This window comes from Symbiopectobacterium sp. Eva_TO, assembly GCF_053848865.1.
This window is the reverse complement of the sequence record NZ_JBSPEY010000004.1, coordinates 1,637,163-1,652,472: the sequence shown is the minus strand read 5'-3', so window position 1 is coordinate 1,652,472 and position 15,310 is coordinate 1,637,163. Positions and strand designations below refer to the sequence as shown.

14 protein-coding genes are annotated in these 15,310 nt (G+C 56.0%); 9 read left to right on the top strand and 5 right to left on the bottom strand.

Going from position 1 to position 15,310, the window contains the following annotated elements; translation table 11 throughout:
* Positions 1-53 precede the first annotated feature (53 nt).
* Genes hemY through hemC form a run of 4 tightly spaced genes read right to left on the bottom strand, consistent with a single transcriptional unit; the run spans position 54 to position 4,117 of the window.
* Entirely contained in the window at positions 54-1,244 is a 1,191-nt protein-coding gene (gene hemY, locus ACWWJF_RS10700; protein ID WP_455869425.1) for a protoheme IX biogenesis protein HemY, read from the bottom strand.
* Positions 1,245-1,246: 2 nt separating this feature from the next.
* The gene (hemX, locus tag ACWWJF_RS10695; RefSeq protein ID WP_455869424.1) at positions 1,247-2,392 is read right to left on the bottom strand and encodes a uroporphyrinogen-III C-methyltransferase; all 1,146 of its coding nucleotides are present in this window, start codon (positions 2,390-2,392) and stop codon (positions 1,247-1,249) included.
* 46 nt (positions 2,393-2,438) lie between these two features.
* Positions 2,439-3,179, bottom strand: coding sequence for a uroporphyrinogen-III synthase (gene hemD, locus ACWWJF_RS10690; RefSeq protein ID WP_455869423.1), 741 nt, complete (start codon positions 3,177-3,179; stop codon positions 2,439-2,441).
* A complete protein-coding gene (hemC, locus tag ACWWJF_RS10685; RefSeq protein WP_455869422.1) occupies positions 3,176-4,117 on the bottom strand; it encodes a hydroxymethylbilane synthase in 942 nt (313 codons plus the stop codon). Before hemC ends, hemD begins: the two co-directional genes overlap by 4 nt.
* Positions 4,118-4,451: 334 nt before the next feature.
* On the opposite strand from hemC, the gene ACWWJF_RS10680 reads away from it, so the two are divergent.
* On the top strand, positions 4,452-7,007 hold the full coding sequence (locus ACWWJF_RS10680; protein WP_455869421.1) for a class I adenylate cyclase: 2,556 nt from the start codon (positions 4,452-4,454) through the stop codon (positions 7,005-7,007).
* Between the two features lie 41 nt (positions 7,008-7,048).
* Here the strand turns inward: ACWWJF_RS10680 and cyaY are convergent, their stop codons facing one another.
* Positions 7,049-7,384 (bottom strand): iron donor protein CyaY, encoded by a 336-nt coding sequence (cyaY, locus tag ACWWJF_RS10675; protein WP_438814118.1) that lies wholly within the window; start codon positions 7,382-7,384, stop codon positions 7,049-7,051.
* Between the two features lie 77 nt (positions 7,385-7,461).
* Between cyaY and lptM the strand changes: the two genes are divergently transcribed.
* From lptM to ACWWJF_RS10635, 8 genes are all read left to right on the top strand, one after another.
* On the top strand, positions 7,462-7,617 hold the full coding sequence (lptM, locus tag ACWWJF_RS10670) for an LPS translocon maturation chaperone LptM (protein WP_455869420.1): 156 nt from the start codon (positions 7,462-7,464) through the stop codon (positions 7,615-7,617).
* 81 nt (positions 7,618-7,698) lie between these two features.
* Positions 7,699-8,523, top strand: a complete 825-nt coding sequence (gene dapF / locus ACWWJF_RS10665) for a diaminopimelate epimerase (protein ID WP_455869419.1) — start codon at positions 7,699-7,701, stop codon at positions 8,521-8,523.
* Positions 8,520-9,224 (top strand): DUF484 domain-containing protein, encoded by a 705-nt coding sequence (locus ACWWJF_RS10660; protein WP_455869418.1) that lies wholly within the window; start codon positions 8,520-8,522, stop codon positions 9,222-9,224. The genes dapF and ACWWJF_RS10660 overlap by 4 nt, the downstream gene beginning before the upstream one ends.
* Entirely contained in the window at positions 9,221-10,138 is a 918-nt protein-coding gene (gene xerC, locus ACWWJF_RS10655; RefSeq protein WP_455869417.1) for a tyrosine recombinase XerC, read from the top strand. The genes ACWWJF_RS10660 and xerC overlap by 4 nt, the downstream gene beginning before the upstream one ends.
* The gene (gene yigB / locus ACWWJF_RS10650; RefSeq protein ID WP_455871038.1) at positions 10,138-10,854 is read left to right on the top strand and encodes a 5-amino-6-(5-phospho-D-ribitylamino)uracil phosphatase YigB; all 717 of its coding nucleotides are present in this window, start codon (positions 10,138-10,140) and stop codon (positions 10,852-10,854) included. Before xerC ends, yigB begins: the two co-directional genes overlap by 1 nt.
* An 83-nt stretch (positions 10,855-10,937) precedes the next feature.
* Positions 10,938-13,100: a DNA helicase II gene (uvrD, locus tag ACWWJF_RS10645; protein ID WP_455869416.1), complete on the top strand. Its 2,163-nt coding sequence runs from the start codon at positions 10,938-10,940 to the stop codon at positions 13,098-13,100.
* A 48-nt stretch (positions 13,101-13,148) separates the two neighbouring features.
* Positions 13,149-13,895, top strand: coding sequence for a cyclase family protein (locus tag ACWWJF_RS10640; RefSeq protein ID WP_455869415.1), 747 nt, complete (start codon positions 13,149-13,151; stop codon positions 13,893-13,895).
* Positions 13,896-14,007: 112 nt separating this feature from the next.
* Positions 14,008-15,215, top strand: a protein-coding gene (locus ACWWJF_RS10635) for an IS3 family transposase (RefSeq protein ID WP_455871037.1) whose coding sequence is annotated in 2 segments (ribosomal slippage) — positions 14,008-14,329 and positions 14,329-15,215 — 1,209 coding nt in all. Because the reading frame shifts where the segments join, the coding sequence is not laid out codon by codon here.
* Positions 15,216-15,310: the final 95 nt, after the last annotated feature.

The window sequence follows — 15,310 nt, the reverse complement described above, 5'->3', positions numbered from 1 at the left end:
CTTTCGCTGATGGGATAGCGCTGCCCCAGAATGTGGGGCAGCGGGGAGCGCGATTAAGACGGGGTTTGTAGTGTGAGTAACAGCCCTTCGCGACGCATCTGTGCCGCTTCTTCCGGTTGGCGCAGATGATCAAAGGCATCGGCGCGCCAGGCGTAATCAAAGGCATCCGGGCGCAGCGCCAACGCCGCAGCAAACGCATCGCTGGCCTGCTGCCACTCCCCCTGTTTCAGCATTAACTGTCCCAGGGTACTGTGCAGTAACGCACTGTTATCGTGCTGTTTTAGCAACTGGCGCAGGAGTATTTCCAATGAGGCCGGTTCGCCTGCGGCCAGACGTGGCATTAGCAGAACCAGACGTTCATCGTAGTGACGTTTCAATCCGTCGATCACAATCTGCTGGGCGGTATGGTGATCGTCGCAGGCAATAAGGTGTTCCGCCATCGCCACTTGCAATGGCAAATCTTGCCGTACCTTACGGCTTTGTTCCTTCCACCACTGCTTCAGGCCTTCGCTGCCGCCTTCCGCCATCGCTTGTTCCATCAGACCGAGCAGGGCGGATTGGTGCAATGCCTCCAACTCCTCCTCAGTACGAATCTGGGTTTTGCGCATGGCAGGCAGAATATCTAACAGCGCACCGTAAGCGTGGGTGCGTTGGAACGCCAGTTCCGCTAACCGTAATACTTCAGGATGGCGCGGTGCGTATGCCAGCAAACGATCGACGCCATGGCGTGCGGCGTGATCCTCATTACGAGCCAGTTGGATGCGTACGCGGGTGATGTCTACCGGCAACTGATCGGTGTCGGCCATTTCAGCCGCTCGCTCCAGATACTGCCGGGTACGAAATTCATCACCGCGCTGCTGCGCGGCTTCGGCGGCCAGCAGATAGTTCATCACCGGTTGCTCTGCGTGATCCGCGTTACGCGTCAGCAGTTTTTCAACCTGAATATAATCGCCCTCAGCCAGTTTAAGCAGGGCTGCTTTGGTCTGTTTTCTGGCGCGTGTGCGTTTACGGCCCAGGAACCAGCCGCGGGTGCGCGCGCCGGTGCGAAATACGCGGCGCAACAGCCACTCCAGTGCAAACAGGACGACTAACAGCAGCACCAGCATGATAACCAATCCGGTAACGCTGGTTTCGATGTTGTAGGTGTCGGTTTGCACCAGTACATAGCCCTGACGTCCTGCGAGCATCGGGCCAAGCACTACGCCAGCAATAAGGATCAGGAACAAGAACAGCACTTTCAGCATGATCAGCCCTCATGTTGCTGCGCCGGCGATTGCGCCAGCAGATTACGCACTCGCGTTTGCATCAGTTTTTCCAGCAGCGGCTGGCTTTGCAGCGTCGTAGGAACATCCAGAGAGACGGGCTGCTGGCTTAAGCTGTCAACCTGTTCCAGAAAGGCTTTGGTGCCGGGATCGCTGGTATCAAAATAGGCCCGCACCCAGGTTGATACCGCTTCCAGCGACTGTTTGAAGGTCTCGTTCTGATGACGCGGCACGGCCTGTGCGGCGGTCAGCAGGCGCGCTCGGATATTTTCACGCAGGTAGAAATCCTGATTCGGAGCCAGCAGGGGTTCGGCATTGCTGTCACGTCGGCGAATGGTAATAAAATCGGACATGAAGTTGTGCCAGCTTTTGCTCAGATTCTGTCGCCATTCGCTGAGTGTGGCTGAAAGCTCGCCGTCGGTTTCATCCATTGGCGCATCATCGTCCTGTGTGTTATCGGCCAGACGCAGATTGTCTACCTGATCGGTTAACTGATTCACCCGCAAAATAATGCCGTCGAAATCCACCTGACCGACTGACGCCAGCGCGCTGATATCATTGGCAATGGCGCGGCGCAGCTCAAGCAGGCTAGGATCGTTCATGTCAGCCAGACTGCCATCGGCGCTTTTCAGCAGTGCGCCCGCGGTCAGTACATCCTTATCACTCCACAGCTTGCGTCCGGCCAGTTTGACCAGAAAATCCGCCTGCGCCAGCAGCCAGGTGCTGGTGTCGTGGTTGGAAAGGGAGGCCAGTTTCTGGCTAAGTTCGCTGGATTCCCGCGTGACCCCGTTCAACTGGTTCGTGGTGCTGTCCTGCCACTGTTTTTGTTGTGCCAGCGCGGCCTGCCACGCCGTTTTATCCTGCTGATACTGTTGCTGTAGCGCTGACAACTCGCCCTTCATTTGTGCCATGGACGCGGCGTTTTGTTTCTCCTGCTGCTGTCCGAGATAGTACACGCCTCCGCTTAACAGCAGGGCGATAGCAATGGCAATGCCACCCAGCACGCGGCCATGTCCCGCACGGTCCCGGCGCGATTCATCCGTTGACGCGGCGTCGGAGGACGAAAACGTGGCATCAGGGCGTTCTGTCACCGTTTCCGATGGGGTTGAAGGGGTATGGTGTTCCGTCATAATGGGTCATCCCATGGTCTGGTTTGTTGTACGGTTGGCCGTGCAGTCACGATAGCAGACGCACAAGCGCGTCGTTATCGGCATTGTCCGCGATAAGCACATCACGCCAGCCAAGCTGGCGTGCCTCTAGCGCCAACCGTTCGCTAACAACGATAACCTGGCAGTGGAGCAGCCAGGATTCGCGATAATAATGTGGCACCAGCGCATACAGCTGATGCAGCATATCGCCGCTGGTGATCACCAGACGATCGATACCGAGTTGCTGCCAATGTCGGCTCTGTTCCGGCCCATCATAATAGACCGGACTGCGCTGATAACATTCACAATAACTGACTTGTGCGCCGCGTTCAGCGAGCGTTGTTGCCAGCAGCTCTCTGCCGCCATTCCCTCGTAATAATAGCGCGTTTTTGCAACTAATATTTTGTAATTCTGGCAGTTGCAGCAGCATTTCGCTGGTTTCCCGCTCGGGCGGATAGGCAACGGCGCGAGAAGTGGCCTGATGCAGCGCCAGTGCGGTGGTACGTCCGATGGCGTAATAAACCGGGATGGCGGGCCAGGATAAACCCACTTGCGTGAGTGCGGCGGCGGCGTAGCGCACGGCGTGCTGCGATAGCGCGAACAGCATATCTCCCTCGCGTAACGCCGCCAGCCGTGCTGACAGGGAAGGCAATTCACTGCCGGGGGAAAAATCGATAAGCGGGCTATGACAAGCCGCGTGGCCCAGCTTGCGCAGCCGTTCCACCAGTGCCTCCCCCGCTGGTGACGGGCGGGTCACCAGAATGGTCATGATGAGCCTGCGCCCTGATAAACGGCGTGCATAATAGCGTCTGCGCCGTTGGCTAACAGCTCTTCAGCCAGATCGATGCCCATGCGTTCCGCTTCGCTGGCGGGGCCGATGCGCTCACCGCAAATCATCTTGCTGCCATCCTGTGCGCCAACCAAGGCTCTTAGCCAGAGTTGCCCCGCATTGAGTTCAGCATAGCTGCCGATCGGGACTTGGCAGCCACCGTCGAGGCGAAGATTCATGGCGCGTTCAGCAAGAACGCGGCAGGCGGTCTGTTCATGGTTGAGCGGTGCCAGCAGTTCGCGCACGCGGGCGTCATTTTCCCGGCATTCGATACCAATCGCACCCTGACCGACGGCGGGCAGCGACTCTTCCGGGGTGAGTGGCGTGCGGATGCGTTCTGACAGATTCAGACGTGACAGCCCGGCAACGGCCAAAATAATGGCGTCATAGTCGCCGTTATCCAGCTTGCTCAGGCGAGTTCCAACGTTCCCGCGCAAATCGCGGATGATCAGATCGGGTCGGCGAGCGCGCAACTGGCACTGGCGGCGCAGGCTGGAGGTGCCGACACAGCTTTCGAGCGGGAGATCGACCACGCTGGCATACTGATTCGAAACAAAGGCATCGCGCGGATCGTCACGCTCACAAATGGTATACAGGCCAAGCCCGTCGGGGAACGATACCGGCACATCCTTCATCGAGTGCACGGCGATATCCGCGCGGCCTTCCAGCAAGGCGCGCTCCAGCTCTTTAACAAACAGCCCCTTGCCGCCCACTTTTGCCAGCGGCGTGTCCAGGATGATGTCGCCGCGCGTCACCATGGGAACCAGTTCAACCTGCAACGTGGGGTAGTATTGCTGCAACTGTTGTTGCACATAATGAGCTTGCCACAGTGCAAGTGGGCTTTGTCGGGTGGCAATTCTAAGGGTGTTGTCTACCATGCTTAATACCGTTTTTATCATTTAGCCCATCGTATCACTGAGACGCTCAGGTGTCAGCGTTCCGGCGCTGAAGGTGCTGGATAGCGACGGTAAGGTGCGTGTTTTCACCATGAGGTGGGGGGATCGCGGCGTAATCATGCCAGAGAGCGAGGGACAATAAGAGAAAGTAAGCTAATCGTGGCTAACTTTCTTTAGTTTCTTTACGCTCAATGAGCAAGGTGTTAAATTGATCACGTTTCCAGCACTATCTTATCAGTCACTCCTCTAATTCTATTGCTGATGAGTTTGGAACACGGGGTTTTTTCTAGGCACTGGGATAATCAGGCGGACCGTCTTGTACTTCTACATCGAGACTTTGAAGCAGAGACTGGACGCGATCAACCAACTGCGAGTTGACCGCGCTCTGGAAGCAATGAAACACGCTTTTCAGCAGGTTTATCGCCTTCTGCCCGTATTATTGCATCACCATCATCCGCTCATGCCGGGCTACCTTGAAGGTAAGGTTCCGCACGGTGTGTGCACCTTCACGCCTGATGAAAACCAACAGCGCTACATCGACAGCATTGAACTGCGCTGGGGAGAGATCCCTGCCATCAATTCCCAAGGTGAATTGCCGATTACCGGCGTTTACTCCATGGGCAGCACTTCGTCCATCGGCCAGAGTTGCTCTTCCGATCTGGATATCTGGGTGTGCCACCAATCCTGGCTAGACCACGAGGAGCACCAGCGCTTACAGCAGAAATGTACCCTGTTGGAGCAATGGGCTGCGGCGCAAGGGGTGGACGTCAGCTTCTTCCTGATTGACGAGAACCGTTTTCGCCACAATGAAAGTGGCAGCCTGGGCGGAGAAGATTGCGGTTCGACGCAGCATATCCTGTTGCTGGACGAATTTTATCGCACTGCCGTGCGCATGGCCGGTAAACGCCTGCTTTGGCATATGGTGCCGGTTGAAGAAGAAGAGCATTACGACGAATACGTCCTGTCGCTTTACGCGCAGGGTGCGCTTGCGCCCAACGAGTGGCTGGACCTGGGCGGATTGAGTTCGCTCTCGGCGGAAGAGTATTTCGGCGCCAGTCTGTGGCAACTGTATAAAAGTATCGATTCCCCGTACAAAGCGGTACTGAAGACCCTGCTGCTTGAGGCCTATTCCTGGCAATACCCTGACACGCGCTTGCTGTCGATGGATATCAAAGCCCGGCTGCACAAAGGGGAGATCGTGGCGTTTGGACTCGATCCTTATTGTATGATGCTGGATCGGGTAACCGAATACCTCAGGCAAATAGAAGAACCCACGCGCCTCGATCTGGCGCGGCGTTGTTTTTATCTCAAAGTCTGCGAAAAACTGTCGCGCGAAAAAGCCTGCGTCGGCTGGCGGCGGCAGATCCTAAGCCAACTGGTGCAAGAGTGGGGCTGGAGCAGCGAACACCTTGCCATACTGGATAATCGCGCCAACTGGAAAATTGAGCGCGTGCGTGAAGCGCACAATGAATTGCTCGATGCGATGATGCAAACCTATCGCAACCTGATCCGCTTTGCGCGGCGCAACAACCTGAGCGTGAGTGCCAGTCCGCAGGATATCGGTGTACTGACGCGTAAATTGTATGCCGCCTTTGAAGCGCTGCCGGGTAAAGTGACGCTGCTTAATCCACAAATTTCGCCTGACTTGTCCGAAGCGGATCTGACCTTTATCTATGTTCCGGCGGGTCGCGCCAACCGCTCTGGCTGGTATCTGTACAATCAGGCACCGTCTATGGATGCCATCATCAGCCATCAGCCGCTGGAATATAACCGCTATCTGAACAAACTGGTGGCGTGGGCCTATTTTAACGGGCTGCTGACGCCGAACACGCGCTTGCACATCAAGGGCAGCGAACAGATCGATATTGCCCGCCTGCGCGAGTTGGTGGATGACGTCTCCTGCCACTTCCCACTGCGTTTACCGGCACCTACGCCCAAGGCGCTGTACAGCCCGTGCGAAATTCGGCATCTGGCGATTATCGTCAATCTGGAGCACGATCCAACGGCGGCATTCCGCAATCAAGTTGTGCACTTTGATTTCCGCCATCTGGACGTGTTCAGTTTCGGCGAGCAGCAGCAGTGTCTGGTGGGCAGCATTGACCTGTTGTACCGCAATTCGTGGAATGAAGTGCGAACCCTGCATTTCAATGGCGAACAGTCAGTGCTTGAAGCGCTGAAAACCATTTTGGGTAAAATGCATCAGGATGCGACGCTGCCGGAATCGCTGGAAGTATTCTGCTACAGCCAACACCTGCGCGGTTTGATTCGCACGCGCGTGCAGCAGTTGGTGTCTGAGTGCATTGAACTACGCCTGTCCAGCACCCGACAAGAGCCGGGCCGTTTCAAAGCGGTAAAAGTGGCAGGGCAGACTTGGGGTCTGTTCTTCGAACGTCTGAGCGTATCGGTGCAGAAGCTGGAAAATGCGGTGGAGTTCTACGGCGCGATTTCCAACAACAAACTGCAAGGGTTGCCCACGCAGGTGGAGACCAACCATATCCATCTGCCAGCAGTCATCGACGGCGTGGCGAGCGAAGGGATCATCCAGTTCTTCTTTGAAGATCTGCCGGAAGAGCAAGGATTTAATATCTTTATTCTGGATGAATCGAACCGCGTTGAGGTTTATCACCACTGTGAAGGCAGCAAGGAAGAACTGGTACGTGACGTGAGCCGTTTTTACTCCTCGTCCCATGACCGCTTTACCTATGGCTCCAGCTTTATCAATTTCAACCTGCCGCAGTTCTATCAGATTGTGCAGTTGGATGGACGGGCACAGGTGATTCCTTTTCGCAGTACGACGCTATCTCATTTGAACATATCTCCGGGCAAAGAAAGCGCGTCGCCCGCGATCAAACAGCGGCTGCACATGCTGTAACGCTCTGGTTGTCCTTGGTGGCAACAGAGCGTTTTCCCGCGTTAATCGAAAGAGACGTCCTCACCGGCCTGCGCACTGCATGCCTGCGCCAGCAGCGCAAAAAAGGATTCGCCGCTGCGATCGCAGATCCACTGTTCCTTCTGACCCTTGTCCGGCTGATACGTAAAGTGGTAGCCACCGGCTTTGGTCGCCAACCATACCTGATGCAGTGGCTCCTGGCGGTTGATGACAATCTTGCTGCCGTTTTCGAAACTCAGAGTCATCACGCCTCCGTTGGTTTCGTAATCGATATCGGCATCACCATCGAAGTCGTCCAACGCTTCTTCGATCGTCAACATTAACGCATCCGCTAATTGATGAAACTCACTGTCGTTCATTTTCGATTCCTATTGCTTTTCATGATCCACCTGCGATTATAGAGAGCATGCATAGATGATTGACAGGTCTTAATGACATGAAGCAGGTATTTCGTTCATTTTCTCTGGCGCTGATGCTGCTGGGATTGGTGGGTTGCGGGTTGAAAGGGTCGCTTTATATGCCGAACGGTGAGCCGACCAACATCCCAGACTCACAGAAGAATACGCATCAAAAGCCGTCGATGCGTCCGTAACCGGCACGGTTGCATTTTAATCACGGATAACAGGTCACGATAGCAATTACCGCGCCCGGTTACATGAGCGGAGTCAGTATAATGCAGTTCGCTAAAATGCACGGTTTGGGCAATGATTTTATGGTTGTCGATGCCGTTACACAAAATGTCTATTTTTCGCCGGAGCTGATTCGCCGTTTGTCGGATCGCCACCGCGGGGTAGGGTTTGATCAATTGCTGGTGGTCGAGCCGCCTTACGATCCTGAGCTGGATTTTCACTACCGTATTTTCAATGCGGACGGCAGTGAAGTGGCCCAGTGCGGTAACGGCGCGCGCTGTTTCGCCCGTTTCGTGCGTATCAAAGGGCTGACCAACAAACGCGATATTGCGGTGAGTACTCATACCGGGCGCATGGTGCTCAGCGTCACAGATGATGAACTGGTGCGGGTGAACATGGGCGAGCCGGATTTTGAACCGCAGCGCGTGCCGTTTCGGGCCGCCAAGGCGGAAAAAACCTATATCCTGCGCGCCAACGATAATACGGTGTTGTGCGGTGTGGTTTCAATGGGTAACCCCCACTGTGTGATTCAGGTTGACGATGTTGATACGGCCAATGTGGAAACCCTTGGCCCGGTGCTGGAAAGCCATGAGCGTTTTCCTGAGCGCGTCAACGTCGGGTTTATGCAGATTATTGACCGTAGCCACATACGCCTGCGGGTCTACGAGCGTGGCGCGGGCGAAACGCAGGCCTGTGGCAGCGGTGCCTGTGCCGCCGTGGCGGTGTGCATTCAGCAAGGGCTATTGGCGGATGAAGTTCGCGTCTCGTTACCGGGGGGCGATCTTGATATCCATTGGAAAGGGGTCGGGCATCCGCTTTATATGACCGGTCCTGCCACCCATGTCTATGATGGATTTATTCATTTATGAAGCAGGTCGAGGAACAGGCAGAACGCCAGAGCGCACTGAGTGACGAACTGATTTTGCAGTTCCTGCAACAGAACCCTGATTTCTTTATTCGCAATGCGCGCCAGGTCGAGCAGATGCACATTCCGCACCCGGTGCGTGGGACGGTCTCGCTGGTTGAATGGCAGTTAGCGCGCCAGCGGCACCACATTGCGCAGTTGGAAGAAGAGATCACCTTGCTGATGGAGCAGGCGCGCGGCAACGAAGTGTTGTTCCGTCGTCTGCTGGCGTTACAGACCGATTTGTCAGCGGCTACCGGGCTGCATGACTTGCTTGAACGCCTACAGCACTGGGCACGCCAACAAGGGTTGGTTGGCGCGGATATTCGCCTGTTCAGTGATAAGTGGCGTATCAGCGCGCCTTCGCGCTTTACCCATTTGGCGCTGTCGCGTTCGTTGTTTGAACCACTGCGCATACAGCGTTTGCGTGACAGTAACCACTATCTTGGCAGCCTTAACGGGCCGGAACTGCTATTACTGCTACCGCAGGCGCGGCAGGTGGGCTCTGTAGCGCTGTCGCTGTTGGGAAAAAACGACTCGCTGGGCCTGGTGATTTTCAGTAGTCGTGACAGTCATCACTATCAAGACGGCATGGGCACCGTGCTGTTGCAACACCTGGCCAACCTGCTGCCGGATATGCTGGCGCGTTGGGTTGAACGGGCATGAGCGACGCCGCGCTGCCTTCACCATTGTTGACCTCGGTCGCAGCGTTTTTACGTTATTTGAAAGCGGAACGCCAACTCAGCCCGCTGACGCAGGAAAATTACTGCCGTCAACTGGGTGCCATTGCCGCCATGCTGGATGAAATGGGCATCACCGACTGGCACACGTTGGATGCGGGGGGGGTGAGATCAGTGGTTGCGCGCAGCAAACGCGGTGGGTTGCAAGCGGCAAGTCTGGCGCTGCGCCTTTCGGCACTGCGCAGTTTTCTTGATTGGCAGGTGGCGCAAGGGGTGTTAACCGCTAACCCGGCGCGCGGTATTTCTGCGCCCAAAGCGGGCCGACATCTGCCGAAAAACATGGATGTGGATGAAATAAATCGCCTGCTGGAGATCGATCTCAACGATCCGCTTGCGGTACGCGATCGCGCCATGCTGGAAGTGATGTACGGTACGGGCTTACGTTTGGCGGAACTGGTCGGTATGGAGTGCCGTCATGTCGATTTGGACGGCGGCGAAGTGTGGGTCGTGGGAAAGGGCAGCAAAGAGCGCAAGCTGCCGCTGGGGCGCACCGCCGTGCACTGGCTGCGTGAGTGGCTGGAACGCCGTGAGCTGTTTGGCCCGGAAGATGATGCCATCTTCATTACCCGACAGGGCAAGCGCATTTCGATGCGCAACGTGCAAAAGCGCTTTGCAGAGTGGGGGATCAAGCAGGGGCTGAACAGCCACGTCCATCCGCATAAACTACGCCACTCTTTTGCCACCCATATGTTGGAATCAAGCGGTGACTTGCGCGCGGTGCAGGAACTGCTGGGGCATGCCAATCTTTCTACCACGCAAATTTATACCCATTTGGATTTTCAGCATTTGGCGACGGTGTACGATGCCGCACATCCGCGTGCCAAACGAGGGAAGACATGATGTATTTTTACCGTCCACTGGCACCGATAGCCGCCATGACGTTTGATTTAGACGATACGCTGTACGATAACCGTGAAGTAATTCAGCGCACCCAACTGGAATCGGTGCGCTTTCTGCAAGCCTTTCACCCTGCTATGAGCGCGGTGCAGTCCAGCGATTTACAGCGTATTCGCGAAGTGCTGCGTGAACAGGAGCCGGAGATATACCATGATGTCACCGAGTGGCGTCGGCGGGCAGTCGCGCAATTGTTGCTGGAGGCGGGGCTGGACGCGGTGACGGCGAGCCAAGGTGCAGCGCAGGCGATGGCGCACTTTGCTCACTGGCGCAGCCAGATTACCCCGACGCAGGAAACCCATGATACGTTGCACGCCTTGTCCCAGCGCTGGCCGCTGGTGGCTATCACCAATGGCAATGCCGATCCCAGCCGCTTCGGGCTGGATCGCTACTTTCGGTTTATCTTGCGCGCGGGGCCGGACGGTCGCGCCAAACCCTTTGGTGATATGTATCATCGGGCAGCGCAGGCGATGGGCGTGGCTCCGGGGCAGATTCTGCACGTGGGTGACGACTTGACCACCGACGTGGCCGGTGCGGTGCGTAATGGCTTGCAAGCGTGCTGGATTAACCGGCATGAAGGCAACCTGATGAAGATTGACGATGCGCGGCTATTGCCGCATGTGGAAATTTCACGGTTGGCATTGCTCACAACGCTGCTATAATTCTGCTAATTTAGCTGTATAAATTACCAGTGAAGTAAGTGCCCCTGGGGTTACTGCTTGTCTGTTAACGGATAACTCTACCGATGGACGTTTCTGAACTTCTTGATGGCCTGAACAATAAACAGCGCGATGTGGTTGCCGCGCCGCGTGGGAATCTTCTTGTACTGGCGGGCGCCGGAAGCGGCAAAACGCGGGTGCTGGTGCATCGTATCGCCTGGTTGACGTCCGTTGAGCAGTGCTCACCCTATTCCATCATGGCGGTGACGTTTACCAACAAGGCGGCGGCGGAGATGCGTCACCGTATCGAGCATTTGATCGGCACCAGTCAGGGCGGCATGTGGATCGGCACTTTCCACGGTCTGGCGCACCGCCTGCTGCGCGCTCACCATCTTGATGCCGGTTTGCCGCAGGATTTTCAGATTCTGGACAGTGAAGATCAACTGCGTCTGCTCAAGCGCCTGATTCGGGCGCTGAATCTGGATGACAAACAGTGGCCGGCGCGCCAGGCGATGTGGTACATCAATGGCAAGAAAGACGAAGGTCTGCGCCCACAGCATATCGAAAGCTATGGCAATCCCGTTGAGCAAACCTGGCTCAAGGTATATCAGGCCTATCAGGAAGCGTGCGATCGCGCCGGACTGGTCGATTTTGCCGAACTCCTGCTGCGCGCTCACGAAATGTGGCTGAATAAACCCCATATTCTCAGTCACTACCGCGAGCGCTTCACCAATATTCTGGTGGACGAATTTCAGGATACCAACCGTATTCAGTACGCCTGGATCCGCATGCTGGCGGGAGACACCGCCAGCGTGATGATCGTCGGTGATGACGATCAGTCAATTTATGGCTGGCGCGGGGCGCAGGTAGAAAACATCCAGCTGTTTTTAAATGACTTCCCCAAAGCCGAAACCATTCGTCTGGAGCAGAACTATCGCTCCACCGGCAATATTCTTACTGCGGCTAATGCGCTGATTGCACACAACGGCGGGCGGTTGGGTAAAAACCTGTGGACGGAAGATGCGCAGGGGGACCCGATCTCCTTGTACTGCGCGTTTAACGAGCTGGATGAAGCCCGTTTTGTGGTTAATCGCATCAAGGTGTGGCAGGAAAATGGCGGCGCACTCAAGGAAAACGCCATCCTGTATCGCAGCAACGCCCAATCACGCGTGCTGGAAGAGGCCTTGCTACAACAGAACATGCCGTACCGAATTTATGGCGGCATGCGCTTCTTCGAACGTCAGGAAATCAAAGATGCGCTCGCCTATTTGCGCCTGATTGCCAACCGCAATGATGATGCTGCCTTTGAGCGCGTGGTGAATACCCCAACGCGCGGTATTGGCGATCGCACCTTGGATGTGGTTCGTCAAACTGCGCGCGATCGACAGGTGACGCTGTGGCAATCCAGCCGCGTGCTGTTGCAGGAAAAAGCGCTGGCAGGGCGAGCTGCTTCGGCGTTGCAGCGCTTCCTCGAGTTGGTGGAAGCACTGGCCTATGAAACCGCCGATTTGCCGCTGCACGTGCAAACCGACCGCGCTATCAAAGATTCCGGCCTGTGGCAGATGTATGAGCAGGAGAACGGCGAGAAAGGGCAAGCGCGGGTAGAAAACCTGGAAGAACTGGTGACGGCAACGCGCCAGTTCAGCTATCAGGAAGAAGACATGGACCTGATGCCGTTGCAGGCGTTTCTCTCTCACGCAGCATTGGAAGCGGGGGAAGGGCAGGCTGATGCTTATCAGGATGCGGTGCAACTGATGACGCTGCACTCCGCTAAAGGGCTGGAGTTTCCTCAGGTATTTATCGTTGGCATGGAAGAGGGCATGTTCCCGAGCCAGATGTCGCTGGATGAGGGCGGGCGTCTCGAAGAGGAGCGCCGTCTGGCCTATGTCGGCGTGACGCGCGCCATGCAGAAGCTCACCCTGACCTATGCCGAAAGCCGGCGGTTGTACGGCAAGGAAACCTATCATCGCCCATCGCGTTTTGTTGGTGAACTGCCTGTCGAGTGCGTGGAGGAAGTGCGCCTGCGTGCCAGCGTGTCTCGTCCAGTCAATCACCAGCGCTTGGGTACGCCAGTGAGCCAAAGTGACAGCGGCTATGCTTTGGGCCAGCGGGTGCGCCATGACAAATTTGGCGAAGGGACCATCATCAATCTGGAAGGCAGCGGTGAGCATTGCCGTTTACAGGTCGCTTTCCAGGGACAAGGTATCAAGTGGCTGGTCGCCGCCTATGCGCGGTTGGAGACGGTATAGCGCAGGCATCAACACTGTCGCGTTTGACAGAAAAGGAGAGCAACCGGGATGACGTTAGACGAGATAATCACTGCCCTGCGTGGCAAGAAATGGGTAGACCTGACGCACAGCGTAACAGAATCAATCCCGATCTTTAGCGCGTTTCCCGGCGTGCAGCGTAACACGCTGTATACGGTTGAGCAGGATGGCTTTTTTGCCCAACAGCTCACCTTTGTAACCCAGACGGGTACGCACATTGATGCCCCTGCGCATTTTTCTCTGGGCAAACGCTGTCTGGATGGTCTTGCCAACAAGGCATTGTTGCTGCCGTTGCGCGTGATCCACAAGCAGGAGGCTGTGGCACAGGATGCCGACTACCGTCTCGGTGTTCAGGACATTGTGGATTTCGAGCAACAATACGGTCAGATCCTATCGGGTTGCTTTGTGGCGTTCGCCAGCGGTTGGAGCAAGCGCTGGCCGGATGCGCAGGCCTTTGCCAACAACGATGCCGAAGGCAATAGCCATACGCCGGGTTGGTCCATAGAGGCATTGCGCTTTTTGTTTGAACAGCGCCAGATTGCTGCCGTCGGCCATGAAACACTGGACACTGATGCCGCCGTGGATTTTCGTCGCAACAATGGGCTGATTGGCGAATTCTATGTGCTCGATCGCGATGCCTGGCAGGTCGAGGTGATGAACAACCTGGATCAGGTGCCTGCTGTCGGGGCGTATCTTCAGGTCAGCTTTCCCAATTTTGCCGGTGTGCCGGGCTTTCCGGTTCGGGCGATTGCCTATCTGCCTGACGATGAGTGCTAAACGGTATGGAGGCGGAGCGGGTGATGTAGCCCCCTGTAACACCAGACAGTCGCTGTATCTCCAGATAAGAGATAGGCTTAGATATATGTCTAACAATCATGCTAATTTTGAAATGACCGGGATCCTGTTAGGGCAAGAAGTCCGTAAGCGTAAAACTCCGCAAGAGAAAATCGCCATCATTCAGCAGACAATGGAGCCGGGGATGAACGTCTCCCATGTAGCCCGCCTGCATGGCATCCAGCCCAGCCTTTTGTTTAAGTGGAAGAAGCAATACCAGGAAGGAAGCCTCACCGCCGTTGCGGCCGCAGAAGAAGTGGTTCCAGCTTCGGCGCTGGCGACTGCCCTCAAGCAGGTCCGGGAGCTACAGCGCCTTCTGGGTAAGAAGACGATGGAAGTTGAGATCCTCAAAGAAGCAGTGGAGTACCGCCAGTCGCGAAAATGGATAGCGCACGCGCCCTTGTTGCCAAAGGACGGGGAATAGCTCTGGTCAGCCGCGCCATGAGCGTGTCGCGTGCGCAGCTGTCACTGCGGGTTAACCGTTCTGCCGACTGGCTGGACAGGCGCAGCAACCGGCGTAATGACGAAGCTGATGCTGAGATATTATCGGACATCCTCCGTATCATCAGCGACATGCCCAGTTACGGTTACCGCCGAGTGTGGGGTATCCTGCGTAAGCAACGTCGTGCAGAGGGATTTCCACCGGTGAACGCCAAACGGCTTTACAGGATAATGAGCGAGCATAACCTGCTGTTGTTGCATGATAAAACTGAACGTCCGAAGCGGGAGCATAAAGGCAAAATCGCGGTAGCAGAGAGCGATATGCGCTGGTGCTCAGATGGCTTCGAGTTCGGTTGTGACAACGGCGAGAAGCTGCGGGTGACGTTCGCACTGGACTGCTGCGACCGGGAGGCCATAGACTGGGCAGCGAGCACCAGGGGTTATGACAGTTCAACCGTGCAGGATGTGATGCTGAGGTCGGTGGAAAAACGCTTCGGTAGCGCGCTGCCGGATAAACCAGTGCAATGGCTGACGGATAATGGTTCAGCGTACACAGCGCATGAAACGCGGAAGTTCGCCAGAGAACTGAATCTGGAGCCCTGCACAACAGCAGTGAGCAGTCCACAGAGTAACGGCATGGCAGAACGGTTCGTGAAGACGATGAAGGAAGATTACATCGCCTTCATGCCAAAACCCGATGTGCGAACAGCGCTGAAGAATCTTGCAGCGGCGTTCAATCATTACAATGAAAACCATCCGCACAGTGCGCTGGGATACAACTCCCCAAGAGAATATCGGCGCCAGCGGGCATCGTTAACTTAAGATACAAAAGCTGTCCGGAGATGGTGGGTCAAGATCATGGAGGCGGAGCGGGAAAGTCACCTTCGCCGCATGTGCTTATCGTTCTAGGCAGAATT